The organism is Nocardia sp. NBC_01327, assembly GCF_035958815.1.
GTDB lineage: Bacteria > Actinomycetota > Actinomycetes > Mycobacteriales > Mycobacteriaceae > Nocardia.
The window spans coordinates 2,706,071-2,721,437 of record NZ_CP108383.1; the positions used below are offsets into that span (position 1 = coordinate 2,706,071).

Here is a 15,367-nt window from a genome sequence, read left to right on the forward strand (position 1 = left end):
ACCCGTGTCCGATCCGGAGTCGGGCGTGTGGGACGATCGAGCTGGTGGCACGGACTGATGCGGTGATGACACACCCCCATCCTCGCATTGTGTTGAACGAACCCGAACAACCGCTCTGTCTCACATAATGAGACACACATGGTCAGATGTTTGACTCAGCGGCTCATGCGCACTTACCGTCGGACGCGTGAATCGAATCGAGTTGCTCGTAATCGGCCGGCGCGTCCAGCGCTGAGCCGACGACTATAGGTCTATTACGTCAGCTCGCAGCTGCGACGCGCCACCCTCGAACAGCCCCTGGCTGTCGAGGGCTTTTTTGTGTTCAGGCAAGTCCATGGACTGGAACGACAAGCAGTAAGGAACCAAGACGGTGAGCGCACCTACCGCCCGACCCGGGCCTTCGGCCCGCAGGCCCGCGCCCTCGGCCACGCCGGCCGTGGCTCCGGCCACTACTCCGAATCGCCGCCAGGTCCCGCCCGAGCGGGTCACCGGCGCGCAGTCTGTTGTCCGCTCGCTCGAGGAGCTCGGCGTCGACACGGTTTTCGGTATTCCGGGCGGCGCGATCCTTCCCGTCTACGACCCGCTGTTCGATTCGACCAAGGTCCGCCACGTGCTGGTGCGGCATGAGCAGGGCGGCGGCCACGCGGCCACCGGTTATGCGCAGGCCACCGGCAAGGTCGGTGTGTGCATGGCCACGTCCGGCCCCGGCGCGACCAACCTGGTGACCCCGATCGCGGACGCCCAGATGGATTCGGTGCCGCTGGTGGCCATCACCGGCCAGGTCGGGCGCAGCCTGATCGGCACCGACGCCTTCCAGGAAGCCGATATCTCCGGCATCACCATGGCGTGTACCAAGCACAACTTCCTGGTCACCGATCCGATCGATATCCCGCGCATGCTGGCCGAGGCCTTCCATCTGGCCTCCTCCGGCCGCCCGGGCGCGGTCCTGGTCGATATCCCGAAGGATGTGCTGCAGGCGCAGACCACCTTCAGCTGGCCGCCGGAGATGCGCCTGCCCGGGTACCGTCCGGTCACCAAGCCGCACGGCAAGCAGGTGCGCGAGGCCGCCCGCATGATCCTCGAGGCCAAGTCCCCGGTGCTCTACGTCGGCGGCGGCGTCATCAAGTCCGACGCCTCCCCGGAACTGCTGGAACTGGCCGAGCTGACCGGTATCCCGGTCGTCACCACGCTGATGGCCCGCGGCGCGTTCCCCGATACGCACACCCTGAACATGGGTATGCCCGGTATGCACGGCACCGTGGGAGCCGTTGCGGCGCTGCAGAAGTCGGACCTCATGGTTGTGCTCGGCGCGCGTTTCGACGACCGTGTCACCGGCCAGCTGGACTCCTTCGCGCCCAATGCCAAGGTCATCCACGCCGATATCGACCCGGCCGAGATCGGCAAGAACCGGCACGCGGACGTCCCGATCGTGGGCGACTGCCGTGAGGTCATCACCGAGCTCATCGAAACCCTCAAGGCCGATCCGGCCGTCGGCGAAGCGCCGCTGCTCGAGCTCGGCGCCTGGTGGACCTACCTGGACGGGATCCGCAAGGCCTACCCGCTGGGCTGGAAGACCCCGAGCGACGGTTCGCTGTCCCCGGAATTCGTCATCGAGACGCTGGGCCGGCTCGCCGGACCGGACGCCATCTACTGCGCCGGCGTCGGCCAGCACCAGATGTGGGCCGCCCAGTTCATCAAGTACGAGAAGCCGCGCACCTGGCTGAACTCCGGTGGCCTCGGCACCATGGGCTACGCGGTCCCCGCGGCCATGGGCGCCAAGATGGGCCTGCCGGACCGCGAGGTCTGGGCCATCGACGGTGACGGCTGCTTCCAGATGACCAATCAGGAACTGGCGACCTGTGCCGTCGAGGGTGTGCCGATCAAGGTCGCGCTCATCAACAACGGCAATCTCGGCATGGTCCGCCAGTGGCAGACCCTGTTCTACGAGAAGCGCTACTCGAACACCGATCTGGGCACCCACACCCTGCGCATCCCCGATTTCGTGAAGCTCGCGGAAGCCCTTGGCTGCCATGGCATCCGGGTCGAGAAGGAAGAGGATGTGGAGGCCGCGATCCTCGAGGCGCAGTCCATCAACGACCGTCCCGTGGTGATCGATTTCATCGTCGGCAAGGACGCGCAGGTGTGGCCGATGGTCGCCGCCGGCACCTCCAATGACGAGATCATGGCCGCGCGCGGCATCCGCCCGCTCTTCGATGACGATGAGGCCGTGGACGAGCCCGCCGTGATCCACGAGGCGATGCTGCACGAGAAGGCCACCCTGACTGCCCACGAAAAGGCCGCCCAGAAGGGTTCCGAGGAATGAGCACGACCCATACCCTCTCCGTGTTGGTGGAGGACAAGCCCGGCGTGCTCGCGCGCGTCGCCAGCCTGTTCTCCCGCCGCGGCTTCAATATCGAGTCGCTGGCGGTCGGCGGCACCGAGATCCCCGAGATCTCGCGCATGACCATCGTCGTGACGGTCGAGGACCTGCCGCTCGAGCAGGTCACCAAGCAGCTCAACAAGCTGATCAATGTCATCAAGATCGTGGAGCAGGACGACGACAGTTCCGTTGCCCGCGAACTGATCCTGGTGAAGGTGCGCGCTGACGCCAGCGTCCGCACCCAGGTCATCGAAGCCGTGAACCTGTTCCGCGCCAAGGTGATCGACGTGTCACCCGACGCGCTGACCATCGAGGCGACCGGGACCCGGTCCAAGCTCGACGCGCTGCTGCGCATGATGGAGCCCTACGGCATCCGTGAGATCGTGCAGTCCGGCGTCGTGGCCGTCGGCCGCGGCCCCAAGTCGATCACAGCTACCCGATAAGCGTTGCGCAACAGCGCGCGCTGATACTTCAACTAACCAAATCCGAGAAGGGAACCACCAAAGTGGCAGTCGAGATGTTCTATGACGACGATGCTGACCTGTCGATCATCCAGGGCAAGAAGGTCGCGGTCATCGGCTACGGCAGCCAGGGCCACGCCCACTCGCTGAGCCTGCGTGACTCCGGCGTCGACGTCCGCGTCGGCCTGGCCGAGGGTTCGAAGTCCCGCCCGAAGGCCGAAGAGGCCGGTCTGACCGTCGGCACTCCCGCCGAGGTCTCCGCGTGGGCCGACGTGATCATGGTCCTGGCCCCCGACACCGCCCAGGCGTCGATCTTCACCAATGACATCGAGCCCAACCTCAAGGACGGCGACGCGCTGTTCTTCGGCCACGGCCTGAACATTCACTTCGGTCTGATCAAGGCTCCGGCCAATGTCACCGTCGCCATGGTCGCCCCCAAGGGCCCGGGCCACCTGGTGCGCCGCCAGTTCGTCGACGGCAAGGGCGTTCCGGCTCTGATCGCGGTCGATCAGGACCCGACCGGCGAGGGCCAGGCCCTGGCGCTGTCCTACGCCAAGGGCATCGGCGGCACCCGCGCGGGCGTCATCAAGACCTCGTTCAAGGAAGAGACCGAGACCGACCTCTTCGGTGAGCAGGCCGTGCTCTGCGGCGGCACCGAGGAACTGGTCAAGACCGGCTTCGAGGTCATGGTCGAGGCCGGCTACGCGCCCGAGATGGCGTACTTCGAGGTGCTGCACGAGCTCAAGCTGATCGTCGACCTCATGTACGAGGGTGGCATCGCCCGCATGAACTACTCGGTCTCCGACACCGCCGAATTCGGCGGCTACCTGTCGGGCCCGCGCGTTATCGACGCCGGCACCAAGGAGCGCATGAAGGCGATCCTGTCCGACATCCAGGACGGCACCTTCGTCAAGCGCCTCGTCGCGAATGTCGAGGGCGGCAACAAGGAGCTCGAGGGCCTCCGCAAGGAGAACGCCGAGCACCCGATCGAGGTCACCGGTGCCAAGCTGCGCGGCCTGATGAGCTGGGTCGATCGCCCGATCACCGAAACCGCGTAATTTCCACGCGGATTCGCGTTCAACGGCCCGGCACCTTTCGGGGGTGCCGGGCCGTTGCGTATTTCCGGGGCTTGTTCAGCTGCTTCCGAATAGTCCGCGCGGCAGCGTGTTCCGGAGCCAGCCGTTGTCGTCCCATCGGTCGTGGCGATTGTGGTCGCGCCACCAGTCGGACTGGTTGTTGTTGCGCCACCAGTCCTGGTCGTGGTTGTTCCAGGGGTTGTTGTTCCAGGGGTCGTTGGACCAGGGATTCCGATCCCAGTGCGGCCGTGACACATCGGTGGCGCCGGCCTGGGTGGTGTCCGCTGAAGCCGTAGCGGCCAGCACCGCGATCGGAGTGACAGTGAGCGCACCCACCACGGCGATTCGAGCGAACATTCCTTGTGCGGAAGTGAATTTCGAGCTCATGGGTCCGAGTGTGCTGAGTTTCCGGCCGGAAAGATATTGATACGGACGAGATTCCGTGAGAGATCAGGGTTCCGGTGGTCCTGAAGGATGACCCGCACCCGGGTGATGTCCCCCTCGGTACGACGTAATGTCCCTCGTGATACGACAACGGCCCCGCACTTGCGGGGCCGTTCGCGACGTCTCGTATTCGACTCGGCTGCGCCGTAATTCGACTCAGTAGTGCGTGCCGCCGTCGATGCGGATCTCGGTGCCGGTGATGAACGCGCCGTCATCGGAGGCGAGCATCGCGACCACGCCGGCCACGGTGTCCGGGGAGGCGAAGCCCTGGCCGATGCCCGGGATCAGCTTCATGAACAGGCTGATATCGGCATCTTCGGGCAGGCCCGGGCCCTTGCCGTCGGTCATATCGCTGGAGATGGATCCCGGCGCCACGGCCACCACGCGCAGGCCCTGCTTGCTGTATTCGGCAGCCAGCGCGTGCGTCATGGACATGATGCCGCCCTTGGACGCGGCATACGCGGCCATGTACGGGTGCGCGAAGAACGCCGACGTCGAGGTGAAGTTCACGATGACGCCCTTGCTCGACGCGAGCAGCGCCGGCAGCGATTCGCGAATCATCAGGAACGTGCCGGTGAGGTTCACCGTGATGATCTTGTTGAAATCAGCCAGCGGCATGGTCTCGGTATGCGCCGACCGCAGAATGCCCGCCGCATTGATGAGCGCGTCCAGCCCGCCGAGGGTCTCGACCGCACTCGCGACGCCGGCCTTCACCGAATCCTCATTGCCGATATCGACCGTGACCGTGCTCAGCCGCTCACCATTGCCCTGCTCAGCAGCCTGCTTCGCAGTCTCGGCCAGCCCGGCCTCATTGATATCCGCGGCAACAACCTGCCCGCCCTCATTGAGAACCCGATGCACAGTAGCCCGGCCGATGCCCGAGCCCGCGCCGGTGATCAGTACTCGGCGATCGGTAAAACGCTCCATTGCGAACTTCTCCTCTGATGTCTTCTTCCCCCGTACCTGACACGCTACGCCCGAATGGCACAACGTGCCACACTGACATCCAAAGACTAGGATGAGTCTTGCCACCCCAACGACAAGGACGTCCAATGCCCGCCCCCGCCCCGCAGCGCCCCACCCTGGCCGAGCGCCGCAAGGCCGAAACGCGCCTGGACATAGCCCGCACCGCCGCCCGCCTCTTCGCCGAACACGGCACCGCCGACGTCACCGCCGAACAAATAGCGGAAGCCAGCGGCATAGCCCTCCGCACCTTCTACCGCTACTCGCGCACGAAGGAAGACGCCGTCGAACCAATGCTCACGACCGGCGCCCAACGCTGGTTCGAAGCAATAGCCTCCGGCCCCCGCCGGCTCCCCACGCTGGCCGACCTCGAGGCCACCGCAGTCCAATCCCTGACCATCGACGGCGGCGAAGACTTCGACCTCACCCGCGGCCTACTCCAAGCCATGGAAACCGACCCTGCCCTCCGCGCGGTGTGGCACCGCATCAATATGGAGGGCGAACGCGAATTACGCAGAGTCCTCACCGAATTGGCAGGCTCCGACGCTGACACTCTGCATCTCCGCCTCCTCGCTGCTGCAGCCGCGGGCGCGATCCGCATAGCCTTGGAACAGTGGGCAGCCGGCGACGGTAGTGAGGCGCCCGCCTCCCTCGTGGTCCGCTGCATCCGTGCCCTCGGCGTCGGGGTGTAATTCGAACTATCCGTCCGCCCAGTTTGGTTGTATCCGTTGATGAATCGGTCACTTCCTCGTATTCGGTAACGCCACGATGTACAACGCGGATCATTCGCTAGAGTTCTCATTCGGGAGTTGTAGTTCAGGGGTGGTCATGGTCGAAGAGTGGAAGTTCGATGTTCCAACCGTCGGCACCAAGCACCTTCCGCCCGACCCCCGGTACATGGAGGCCCTGACCAGCCAGGGCTACGGATTCGAAGCCGCCGTAGCGGATCTCGTCGACAACTCCATCGATGCGGGCGCCAAGGATGTCGTCATCCACTTTCTGCGCGACGGCGACCGATTGGTCAGTCTGCTGATCGTCGATGACGGTTGCGGAATGGCCGAGGATGAACTCGATGTGGCCATGACCGTCGGCGGCCGCCGCGACTACCAGCACGGTGCGCTCGGCATGTTCGGCACCGGACTCAAATCCGCATCATTGAGCCATGCTGCAGCGGTCACGGTGGTGAGTCGAACCCGCATGAGCCGGCCGATGGGTCGGCGCTGGAATATGGAGCGCGCCAAGACCGGATTCCAGTGCGACATAGTCGAACCGGGCTACGCGCAGTCCCTCATCGACCGATACGCCGGGAAGCCGATCACGTGGCACGGCACGGTTGTGCGCTGGGACGGCGTGAAGGACTTTCCCCGCAATGGCGGACCCGAGCAGACCGAACGCTATCTGGCCCGGATCATCAGCAAGCTCGGCATGCACCTCGGACTGCAATTGCATCGATTCCTGGCCCGTGGGAACTTCAACATCACCATTGCCGTCGAGGACATTGCTACTGGTCTCGTAGTGATGGATTTCGGTGTGCAACCGGTGGATCCGTTCGGCTACCCCGTGGTCGGGCACCCCGGGTATCCACGCACCTTCAAGGTGGAGGTTCCCTCCGCCGGCATTGTGCCGATGCACGCGCACATCTGGCCGCCGAAGTCGTCGCTCGCACAGTTCCGCGGCATCGGCTCGCTGCTGGAGACGCAGGGCTTCTATCTCTACCGCAATGATCGGCTCGTACAGGCGGGCGGCTGGAACAACTTCCGTCAGCCCGAACAGCATTTGTCCCTGGCGCGAGTCGCAGTCGAGCTGCCGCCCGGCGCGAGTGACGTATTCCGCCTGACCGTCAAGAAGGACGGCGTCTCGATCTCACCGGAATTCATTGCCGCGCTGGAGAATGCGACAGACGACGACAGCGTCACCTTTACCGGATACCTCAGCGCCGCCGACACCGTCTACCGCGAGGCGCGCAAACGCGCAGGCGTCGAACGCAAGCCGGTGATCCCGCCCGGCAAGGGTCTGGATCCGGCTGTTCGAGAAGTGATTTCAGAGGAACTGCCTCCGTTGATCGGTGAAGACCCCATCGTGATCCGGTGGCAGACCTTCGAGGGCGACACATTCTTCGAGATCGACCGCGAGGAACGCGAGATCCTGCTCAACCAGCGCTACCGTGCCGCAGTTCTTGGGGGCCGTCGAGGCGGCCTCAACGACGCCCCCATGATCAAGTCTCTGCTGTATCTGATGCTGCACGAAGTATTTCAGCGAGAGCGGCTCGGTAGCCGCGACAAAGACAATCTGCAGCTGTGGCAATCGGTGTTGGTGGCCGCGGCCCGGGCGGAAATGGATCGCCTCGGCGATCGGGACGGGGAATGACAGTGGAGTCGCTGCACACACCGGATGCCGCACCGCGGATTGCATTGCACCACGCGGTCCTTGCTGATCTGGCGGGGAGTAAGCCCAAACGTCTGGAACGCGCGATGCGGTATCAGGCCGAGGATCTCTCCGGTGCAGACCCGTACGCTTCGGAAGCGGACTTCCAGCAGGCATTGCGGGCGGCTGACGCCGGTGACCAACTGGTGGAGATGTGGCGAAAGCAATTGCGCGCCTGGGACTTCGCCCAGGGGCCGCAGTGGTCGTCCGCAGACCCGTGTACCGACGAACGCCGCGGTGACGTGTACCGCGAACTCTCGCTGGAGGCGACCACCGGCAAGCTGCTCGACGTAGTAGCGCCGGTGGTCAAGGCTCCCCGGCCGGTCGTGATCAGTAAGGAGTTCGTCCCGTGGTACGCCACGCATCAGGGCCGCGAATGGTACTGGCCCATGTACACCGAGCTGTTGGCCCGCAAAGGCTGGACCGACCAGGCGATCACGACCCTCGATATGGCGACCGAGAGTGTGGTGGAACGACTTTCGGATCCGACGCGGCCAGAGGCGTACCAGTCCAAGGGCCTGGTTGTCGGTTACGTTCAGTCCGGGAAGACCGCGAACTTCACCGGAGTGATCGCGCGCGCAATGGATGCAGGTTATCGGCTGGTCATCGTGCTGGGCGGCACGATGAACCTGCTTCGCGATCAGACTCAGCGCCGTCTCGATATGGAGCTGGTCGGGCGTGAGAACGTCCTGCGCGGGGCAAGTGAGTTCGAGTCCGACTACGCCGACGACCCGGAATGGATCCAGCGCAAGTTCGTCGAATTCGGCACCGCCCCATCGGTATTGGGCGGGTTCGACATCCATCGCCTGACTACCCGCTACGACGACTACAAGAGCCTGCTGCAAGGCATCGTCGCGCTTGAGTTCGAGAAGCAGGAGCCCGCGCTCCCGCTCTACGATCCGGTGAACCTGCACCGCGCCGCGGCCCGGCTGATGGTGGTGAAGAAGAACAAGTCGGTTCTCACCAAATTGGTCAAGGACCTCAATAAGATTCGCACCCCGCTGCACGAGATCCCTGTCCTGATCATCGATGACGAATCCGACGAAGCCTCGGTCAACACCTCGAAGCCGAAGCCCGACGCCGACCGCACCGCCATCAATCAGAAGATCTCCCAGCTGCTGACCATGCTGCCCCGAGCGCAGTACGTCGGCTACACGGCCACCCCGTACGCGAACGTCTTCATCGACCCCAGCGACAGCGCCGACATCTTCCCCAAGGACTTCATCATCTCTCTCGCTCGTCCCGAGGGATACATGGGCGCCAGCGACTTCCACGACTTCGACTTCGATGACGGGGATGAGGAGCGGTCTTACAGCAATTCGAACGAGCTGGCGCATGTCCGCGACGTAGTCGTTTCCGACGAGGACGACACCGAACCCTTGGAGCGTGCCGTCGACATGTTCGTCCTCACCGGCGCCATGAAGCTCTACCGGCAAGACCGAGATGAACTGGGCGAGGGCTACTTCCGCCACCACACCATGCTCATCCACGAGTCCAACTGGGTCGAATCCCACCGCGAGCTACTGGGCCGCGTTACCAAAATCTGGTGGGAAGCAGGCTATTCCAGCTCCCGAGGTCATCAGCGACTACGTGAACTCTTCGGGTCCGACATAGCCCCCGTATCTGCTGTCCGCGCCGCCGGTTGCGCCACGCCCACCATCTACGACGACCTCATGCCCTACGTCGGCCCGGTCGTTATGAACGTCAGTGCCGACCAAAAACCGATCATCGTCGTCAATGGCGATGCCGACATCGCCACCGGCGAAGCAGATTTCGACCGCCGCTCCATCTGGAAGATTCTCATCGGCGGCCAAAAACTCTCCCGCGGCTTCACGGTCGAAGGCCTGACCGTCTCCTACTTCCGCCGCCGCTCCGCGAACGCCTCAGCCCTCATGCAGATGGGCCGCTGGTTCGGATTCCGCAAGGGCTACCGAGATCTGGTGCGGCTCTACATCGGTCGCGAAGAATCTCATGGTAAGCAGGACCTGGATCTGTACAAGGCGTTCGAGGCCGTGTGCATGGATGAGGAGAGCTTCCGCAGCGAGCTCGAGCAGTACGCGGTAATGATCGACGGGGTACCGCAGGTGACCCCAGCCCAGGTGCCGCCACTGGTGTCCCAGCACCGACCGACTCTGAAGCCGACCAGCCCCAACAAGATGTACAACGCTCAACTGTTGGAGATTCGTTCGCCAGGGAGCTGGCGGGAGCCGTTCGCATACCCGATCAAGTCCGCGGATATGCGCCACAACACCGAACTGTGGTCGCCGGTGTTCGACCGACTATCTACCGCAACAACAGATTTCGCCTACCATCTCGACAACAAGCCGGTCCACCGCTTCTCTGCTCTGACCGGTCGATTTGCCACATCCGAATTGATCGAGATCATCGAACAAATGCGCTGGCTGACCCCAGGCCAGTTTGCCCCACACGCGGAGTATCTATCCGCGATCAGTCGCGGCGCATCACCTCAGGTCGACGACTGGATCCTCCTGGCACCACAAACCGACCGCTCCCGCAAAGACATCGTTCTAGGCAGTGAAGGCCGCACCTTCACCCGCTGGGAACGAGTCCGCCGCCGCGACCCCCTATTCGGCGCCATCAGCACCAGCCGCCACCGCACCATCGCCCGCCGCATAGCCGGCGCCCTCCCCGACTCCCGCGACCCGAACACCGAATCGCTGGTGGCTCCCCGCCGAGGCGTTGTCATGCTCTACCCGGTAGTCGAACCCCGCTTCAACGCCGACATCACGCCGGAAGGCCGGATAGACCCAGCCAAGGTAGTCATAGGCTTCGGCTTCGTAGCCCCTGCCTCGGCCGCCGGCCCCGACGACCGAATCATCCGCTTCACCACTATCGACTCCAGTGATGCGCCAATCGTGGATATTCGCGACGATGAGGACACGAACTTGGGCTAGTTGCTGGCCAGACTCGAATCAGACTGGACCGTTTGCCAGTTGTGTTGTCTGAAGCTACTTTGGTTCACATGGTTCGTAGTCCTGCGTGGGTCCGGGATGAACTGATCCTGGCATGCGACTTGGTTGCGCAGAACGGCTGGCGCGAGCTAAGGCAGGGCGATCCGCGGGTACGGGATTTGTCCGAACTTCTTCGTTCGCTGCCACTGCATTCATCAACGGTGCGGACCGAGACCTTCCGCAGTTCCGATAGCGTGTCGCGCAAGACCACGGACATTGCGACGCATCACCCGGGCTACACTGGCAAGAAGACCCGCGGCGGGGCGCTGGACGTTGTGGTTCTGGACGACTTCCTGACCGAGCCCGCTGAAATGCATCAGTTGGCGCAAACGATTCGTGATGCTGCCCGACTAGGTCATTTCGACACCGACGTCGCTGCCGAGGTTGAACTGCTCGACGATGACGAGCCTGCCCGCGAAGGCCGCTTGATGGTGGCGGTCCATCGCCGCCGCGAACGAGATGCAAAGTTACGCAACAAAAAGGTCGCCGAGTTTCTTCGCGCGAATGATCGAATATTCTGCGAAATATGTGAGTTCGATTTCGAGCTCGTCTATGGTGTTCACGGCAAAGGTTACATCGAATGCCATCATGTGGTTCCACTCCACGTTTCCGGTGAAACCAAAACTCGCACAGAGGATTTAGTTCTTCTATGTGCTAATTGCCACCGGATGATTCACCGCCAGTCCCGCTGGCTTCAACCCGCCGAGCTGCGCGATCTGGTCAAGGCCGGCGGTCGCTGACTACCGAATCGTCGGATTTCGGCTTTGCCGAGCTGGATGACTCCGAGGCCACGATCCACTCGGCCCGGGTCAGCAGTTCATCGAAAGTCAGTACTTCGGGCTCGACGAGTTGTCGCCGGTATAGCTCGAAGGATTGGAACTTGTCCTCGTGAACGCCGCCTTTTTCGCCATGAAGCTCGTCCAAGGTGCCAATGATCAGGTAAGAGCGCGGGCGTAGCAGGTAGGTGTAGTCATAGGGGTCTTTGCTGCCGTCTGTGACCGTGCCCTGCAATCGCTCGCCGATTTCTTTGACGGCGCGATGGACTGTGCCCTGGACCTGTGCGACTCCGCCCGACAACTCGTCGGAGGGTGCCCAGCAACCTGATCGGTAGGGGGTTTTCTGAAGCAGATCTTTTTTGTGTGTCTTGAACTCGGCGAACACCATCGACTTGATACGTCCGGAAGTGCGGAGCAGCGCGTCAGTACGTTTACCTACTCCCGAGATAGAGTGACCTGCAACAACTTGCTCCAACTTCTGGTCATTCCACGATGTCAGCAGCTGGCCCGTGAGTGAAATTCCTAGAATCCACGGATTCTCCTCGAAGAAGTGCTGCCAGACGGGTTCGTTACCCTTCTGCGCGAGTTGGTCGGACTCCGACTGGAAGTAGGATTCATTATTGAGCAGCTTGCGAAACCTCTCCACCTGGCTCCTGCGGTGGGCCATCGCGACGACGTCTCGTGCGGCCTCGTCGTTGCTGATCAGTTCTCTGAAGAGTTCGGGATCTCGCCCGTAAGCCTGGGCCAGCAGCGCTGGGTCCACGGCAACTCCCGACGGAAACGCGACATCGATACGGGACTGGATGTTCAGTGCCGCGTCCCCGAAAGCATCACGGAAGACTCGAGTGAGATCGGCCGCCACTTTGGCATCGAACTGTAGCGATTGACTGCTCTTGGGATCGGACTCACGGTCCTTCGATCCGAACGTCGACAGATGTAGGAGTGTGGTGCCGTCGTCGTCGGCGACGACTTGATGCTCACACACAACGCCCTTGTCGACGCTGTGCGCCGTGATTCGCTGCTTGTTCGGGCCGAGATCAAGGATGCGCGCCACTGACTGATTGTGAAAGCCGGATGACCCGGCGTCAAGCGGCATAGGCAGAATTGGTTGCCATTTCGTGGGCTGTGGCGCATTCGAGCTGTCCATCACTCGAGCCACGCTGTTCCCTCACGGCCGGTGATGAACTCACCGCCGGGTGGATCGGCATATGCCGCGAATAGCCGCTCGCGCGCTGCGGGCGAGGCGGCCGCAAGGTTGACATCTCGCGCTGCAACCCAGTCGTTCCAGGTCCAGCCGGCGCGTGCATCGACGGTGAATTCGGTGATCGGTGCCTCGGCGCCGTCGATGAACACGCGAATGACGCTCGGGCCATCAGGGTCTCGGACAATCACTGCCTCCACGTTCGGCTCGATTCGTCCGCTGTCGGCGTTTCGCGGCATAGTCATCTCGCTCAGCGATTGTGCCCCGTGAGATACCATCTGCTTGAGAGTTGCAGTGTCCAAGGAGATTTCGAACTCTCGCTGCATATCGCCGAGTATCAGGGTTGTGAACTGCCCGCCTTCGTCGATCACGAAACGAACCGAGCAGCCTGGTGTGGTGATGGCCCAAGCTCCGATAGTCAGTCGCTCGAACATCTTCCGCTCCTTTCGTGCTTTGCCTGTCTGCTAGAAAGCACACCACGTGTGACCTGGCGTGATTACCCTTAACTGGGTAACCCAGTTCTATCGATCTGAATGCCCAGGGCCACTGTCAGTTCGGGGGCCGAGGTGACCCAGTACGGGTGGTTGTCGACGAGGGGGTTGTCATGTTGGAGAGCGGTTCGACCTTGCCCAGGCGTCAGCTCGGGCGGTATCTGAGGGAAGCGCGGTCGGCGCTGGGGATGTCGCAGGAGCAGGTTGCGCGGGTGGCGGATGTGAGTTCTTCCGTGCTGCAGCGGTTGGAGAGGGGGATACCTACTCGGCTGAAAGTGCGGGATCTTCAAGCAATTTGCGAGGTTTTGGAGATGTCGGGGGATATGGCGACGGCCATGGTTGGGTTGCTTCGGCAGGCGGCCGAGAAGAGTTGGTGGCATGAGTACGGGAGCTTGATACCGGCCAATTTCGATGTCTACGTTGGGCTGGAGACTGCTGCGCGGACGTTGACTACGTATCAACCTGCGCTGGTTCCCGGGCTGCTGCAGACTCCCGACTATGCGCGTGCGCTCATTCGTGCGGCCAAGCCGGAAGAGTCGGCAGTAGAGCACGAGCGGCGGGTGGAGCTCCGCACGAAACGTCAGGCAGCGGTGACTCGCAGGCACCAACCGGTCACCCTGGACGTAGTGCTGCACGAGTCTGTGTTGCGCAGCACTGTCGGCGGGCCCGAGGTCATGGCTGCGCAGCTTCGTCATCTGGCGGAGATCGGAAAGCTGCTGAACGTTTCGGTACAGGTGTTGCCGTTTTCGGCGGGGGCTCCGGTCGGTGATCCGGTGGGGCAGTTCGCGATTCTGGAATTCGGTGAGGATGCGAAGGGCGAGCCAGTCTGGCCTGCGGTTGTCTACTTGGAGTCCTTTATCGGGTGTATGTACCTCGAGAAGGACGAGGACTTGGAGCGGTACGATCGGGTTCTCGAGACTCTCCGGCGTGCTTCGCTGGATGAGGCGACCAGCCGTAGTCTGCTGCGGCAGGTGACGAAGGAGTTCTCAACGTGACTGGCGAGCTAGACGGTGTCCAGTGGTTCAAGAGCAGCTATAGCGGTGACAAGGCCGACTGCATTGAAGTGGCTTTCGTGGGTGATCTTGTCGGCGTGCGTGACTCGAAGGATATGGCTGGTCCTTCGTTGATTTTCGCTCCAGCTGAGTGGCATGCGTTTACCGGTGCAGTGGTGGCCGGGAAGCTCTGAGGGGGTGAAGGCTGGCACCTGCACCTGCACCTGCACCTGCACCTGCGGCGACCAGACGAGCGTGATTGGGCTCTGGGGCTGAAGTTTTCGTGCAAACCGCAGGCGAGTGTGCGGGAAGTCGACGGGGACGGTGGGAAGTTGCAGGGAAACTTCAGCGGGGTGGTCGGTTGTGGCGGCGGCGTCGGATGACCGTGGCTGCCTCATCGGCGCAGGAGTCGAGGTTGGTGTAGATGTCGGCTGCGGCGTAGCGGAGGACGAGCCAGCCGGCGAGGACGAGGGCGTTCTGGCGGCGGCGGTCAGTGCGGAATGTGCTGGGGTCGCTGTGGAATTCGCGGCCGTCGATTTCGATGATGGTGTGGGAGCGGGTGTCTGCGAAGTCGGCGTAATAGGGGCCGACTGGGTGGTTGGCGAGGAGGTGCACGCCGCGGTGGGCGAGGGCGCGGGCGAAGAGGCGCTCGGGGTCGGAGGCGGCGTCGAATGCTGCGGTGCGGAGTTGTCGGCGGAGGGCCGGGGAACCTCGCAGGTGGGTGCACAGTTCGAGGAGTTGTGGCCACGTGGTGCGTGTGTGCTCGTCGACGAGGCGGTCTGCGTCGTGTTGGGGGAGGACGGTCAAGCAGTCCAGGAGGGTTCGGGCGGGAGTTGTAGCGGGCAGGTCCCAGGCTTCGTCGATCCAATCGGGGAGCAGGTCGCGGCGGTACAAGTGCAGCCAGGGTGGGGTTTGGCGGTAGATGGAAAGCGGCGTGGTGGCTTCGATCGATGCGGGTTCGGGGAGCATGTTCCACAGCCACGCGGCGGTGCGGTGGCTGAATACCGCCTCCGGGAGCCACGTGGTGACGGCCTGGCATTTCGCGTAAGTGGACGGTGCGCCGATGGAGTAGATGCCAGGCAGTAGGCGGGTGTACTCGCCGCGCTGGCAGCGGTTGGTGATGGTGGCGGAGGAGACTTCGGTCAGTAGGTCTCTGCGGGTTCGGATCACGAGAGTCGACCATCCAG

Annotated in this window: 14 protein-coding genes; 9 read left to right on the forward strand and 5 right to left on the reverse strand. The window is 63.1% G+C overall.

Features of this window, described 5'->3' with window-relative positions; all coding sequences use genetic code 11:
* Positions 1-370 precede the first annotated feature (370 nt).
* The 3 genes from OG326_RS11890 (at position 371) to ilvC (ending at position 3,899) form a co-directional block, all read left to right on the forward strand.
* Positions 371-2,323 (forward strand): acetolactate synthase large subunit, encoded by a 1,953-nt coding sequence (locus tag OG326_RS11890; RefSeq protein ID WP_327144690.1) that lies wholly within the window; start codon positions 371-373, stop codon positions 2,321-2,323.
* Positions 2,320-2,823 carry an acetolactate synthase small subunit gene (gene ilvN / locus OG326_RS11895; RefSeq protein ID WP_297611378.1) on the forward strand — a complete coding sequence of 168 codons (504 nt, stop codon included), beginning with the start codon at positions 2,320-2,322 and terminating at the stop codon, positions 2,821-2,823. The genes OG326_RS11890 and ilvN overlap by 4 nt, the downstream gene beginning before the upstream one ends.
* A gap of 74 nt (positions 2,824-2,897) precedes the next feature.
* A complete protein-coding gene (gene ilvC / locus OG326_RS11900; RefSeq protein ID WP_327146448.1) occupies positions 2,898-3,899 on the forward strand; it encodes a ketol-acid reductoisomerase in 1,002 nt (333 codons plus the stop codon).
* 75 nt (positions 3,900-3,974) lie between these two features.
* Here the strand turns inward: ilvC and OG326_RS11905 are convergent, their stop codons facing one another.
* Both OG326_RS11905 and OG326_RS11910 read right to left on the reverse strand, forming a co-directional pair.
* On the reverse strand, positions 3,975-4,304 hold the full coding sequence (locus tag OG326_RS11905; RefSeq protein WP_327144691.1) for a hypothetical protein: 330 nt from the start codon (positions 4,302-4,304) through the stop codon (positions 3,975-3,977).
* Positions 4,305-4,517: 213 nt separating this feature from the next.
* Positions 4,518-5,288, reverse strand: coding sequence for an SDR family NAD(P)-dependent oxidoreductase (locus OG326_RS11910; RefSeq protein ID WP_327144692.1), 771 nt, complete (start codon positions 5,286-5,288; stop codon positions 4,518-4,520).
* Positions 5,289-5,413: 125 nt separating this feature from the next.
* Between OG326_RS11910 and OG326_RS11915 the strand changes: the two genes are divergently transcribed.
* The 4 genes from OG326_RS11915 to OG326_RS11930 all read left to right on the forward strand — a co-directional run bounded on the left by OG326_RS11915 (position 5,414) and on the right by OG326_RS11930 (position 11,460).
* On the forward strand, positions 5,414-6,016 hold the full coding sequence (locus tag OG326_RS11915; protein WP_327144693.1) for a TetR/AcrR family transcriptional regulator: 603 nt from the start codon (positions 5,414-5,416) through the stop codon (positions 6,014-6,016).
* Between the two features lie 76 nt (positions 6,017-6,092).
* On the forward strand, positions 6,093-7,691 hold the full coding sequence (locus OG326_RS11920; protein ID WP_327144694.1) for an ATP-binding protein: 1,599 nt from the start codon (positions 6,093-6,095) through the stop codon (positions 7,689-7,691).
* Positions 7,688-10,663: a Z1 domain-containing protein gene (locus OG326_RS11925; protein WP_327144695.1), complete on the forward strand. Its 2,976-nt coding sequence runs from the start codon at positions 7,688-7,690 to the stop codon at positions 10,661-10,663. The genes OG326_RS11920 and OG326_RS11925 overlap by 4 nt, the downstream gene beginning before the upstream one ends.
* Before the next feature lie 68 nt (positions 10,664-10,731).
* Positions 10,732-11,460, forward strand: coding sequence for an HNH endonuclease (locus tag OG326_RS11930; protein WP_327144696.1), 729 nt, complete (start codon positions 10,732-10,734; stop codon positions 11,458-11,460).
* On the opposite strand, the gene OG326_RS11935 is transcribed toward OG326_RS11930, so the two are convergent.
* Together OG326_RS11935 and OG326_RS11940 are read right to left on the reverse strand one after the other, a co-directional pair.
* Positions 11,441-12,550, reverse strand: a complete 1,110-nt coding sequence (locus tag OG326_RS11935) for a Shedu immune nuclease family protein (RefSeq protein ID WP_327144697.1) — start codon at positions 12,548-12,550, stop codon at positions 11,441-11,443. The two genes, OG326_RS11930 and OG326_RS11935, sit on opposite strands and share 20 nt — an antisense overlap.
* A gap of 92 nt (positions 12,551-12,642) precedes the next feature.
* The gene (locus tag OG326_RS11940) at positions 12,643-13,131 is read right to left on the reverse strand and encodes a hypothetical protein (protein WP_327144698.1); all 489 of its coding nucleotides are present in this window, start codon (positions 13,129-13,131) and stop codon (positions 12,643-12,645) included.
* Between the two features lie 146 nt (positions 13,132-13,277).
* On the opposite strand from OG326_RS11940, the gene OG326_RS11945 reads away from it, so the two are divergent.
* On the forward strand, positions 13,278-14,183 hold the full coding sequence (locus OG326_RS11945; RefSeq protein ID WP_327144699.1) for a helix-turn-helix domain-containing protein: 906 nt from the start codon (positions 13,278-13,280) through the stop codon (positions 14,181-14,183).
* Positions 14,180-14,374, forward strand: a complete 195-nt coding sequence (locus OG326_RS11950) for a DUF397 domain-containing protein (protein ID WP_327144700.1) — start codon at positions 14,180-14,182, stop codon at positions 14,372-14,374. The genes OG326_RS11945 and OG326_RS11950 overlap by 4 nt, the downstream gene beginning before the upstream one ends.
* A gap of 151 nt (positions 14,375-14,525) precedes the next feature.
* On the opposite strand, the gene OG326_RS11955 is transcribed toward OG326_RS11950, so the two are convergent.
* On the reverse strand, positions 14,526-15,350 hold the full coding sequence (locus OG326_RS11955) for a DUF559 domain-containing protein (RefSeq protein WP_327144701.1): 825 nt from the start codon (positions 15,348-15,350) through the stop codon (positions 14,526-14,528).
* Positions 15,351-15,367: the final 17 nt, after the last annotated feature.

Excerpts from the sequence above, each read along its gene's own strand:
- ilvN (WP_297611378.1), top strand. The coding sequence starts at position 2,320 with ATGAGCACGACCCATACCCTCTCCGTGTTGGTGGAGGACAAGCCCGGC.
- ilvC (WP_327146448.1), top strand. The coding sequence starts at position 2,898 with ATGTTCTATGACGACGATGCTGACCTGTCGATCATCCAGGGCAAGAAG.
- OG326_RS11905 (WP_327144691.1), bottom strand. The coding sequence starts at position 4,304 with ATGAGCTCGAAATTCACTTCCGCACAAGGAATGTTCGCTCGAATCGCC.
- OG326_RS11910 (WP_327144692.1), bottom strand. The coding sequence starts at position 5,288 with ATGGAGCGTTTTACCGATCGCCGAGTACTGATCACCGGCGCGGGCTCG.
- OG326_RS11915 (WP_327144693.1), top strand. The coding sequence starts at position 5,414 with ATGCCCGCCCCCGCCCCGCAGCGCCCCACCCTGGCCGAGCGCCGCAAG.
- OG326_RS11920 (WP_327144694.1), top strand. The coding sequence starts at position 6,093 with ATGTACAACGCGGATCATTCGCTAGAGTTCTCATTCGGGAGTTGTAGT.
- OG326_RS11925 (WP_327144695.1), top strand. The coding sequence starts at position 7,688 with ATGACAGTGGAGTCGCTGCACACACCGGATGCCGCACCGCGGATTGCA.
- OG326_RS11930 (WP_327144696.1), top strand. The coding sequence starts at position 10,732 with ATGGTTCGTAGTCCTGCGTGGGTCCGGGATGAACTGATCCTGGCATGC.
- OG326_RS11940 (WP_327144698.1), bottom strand. The coding sequence starts at position 13,131 with ATGTTCGAGCGACTGACTATCGGAGCTTGGGCCATCACCACACCAGGC.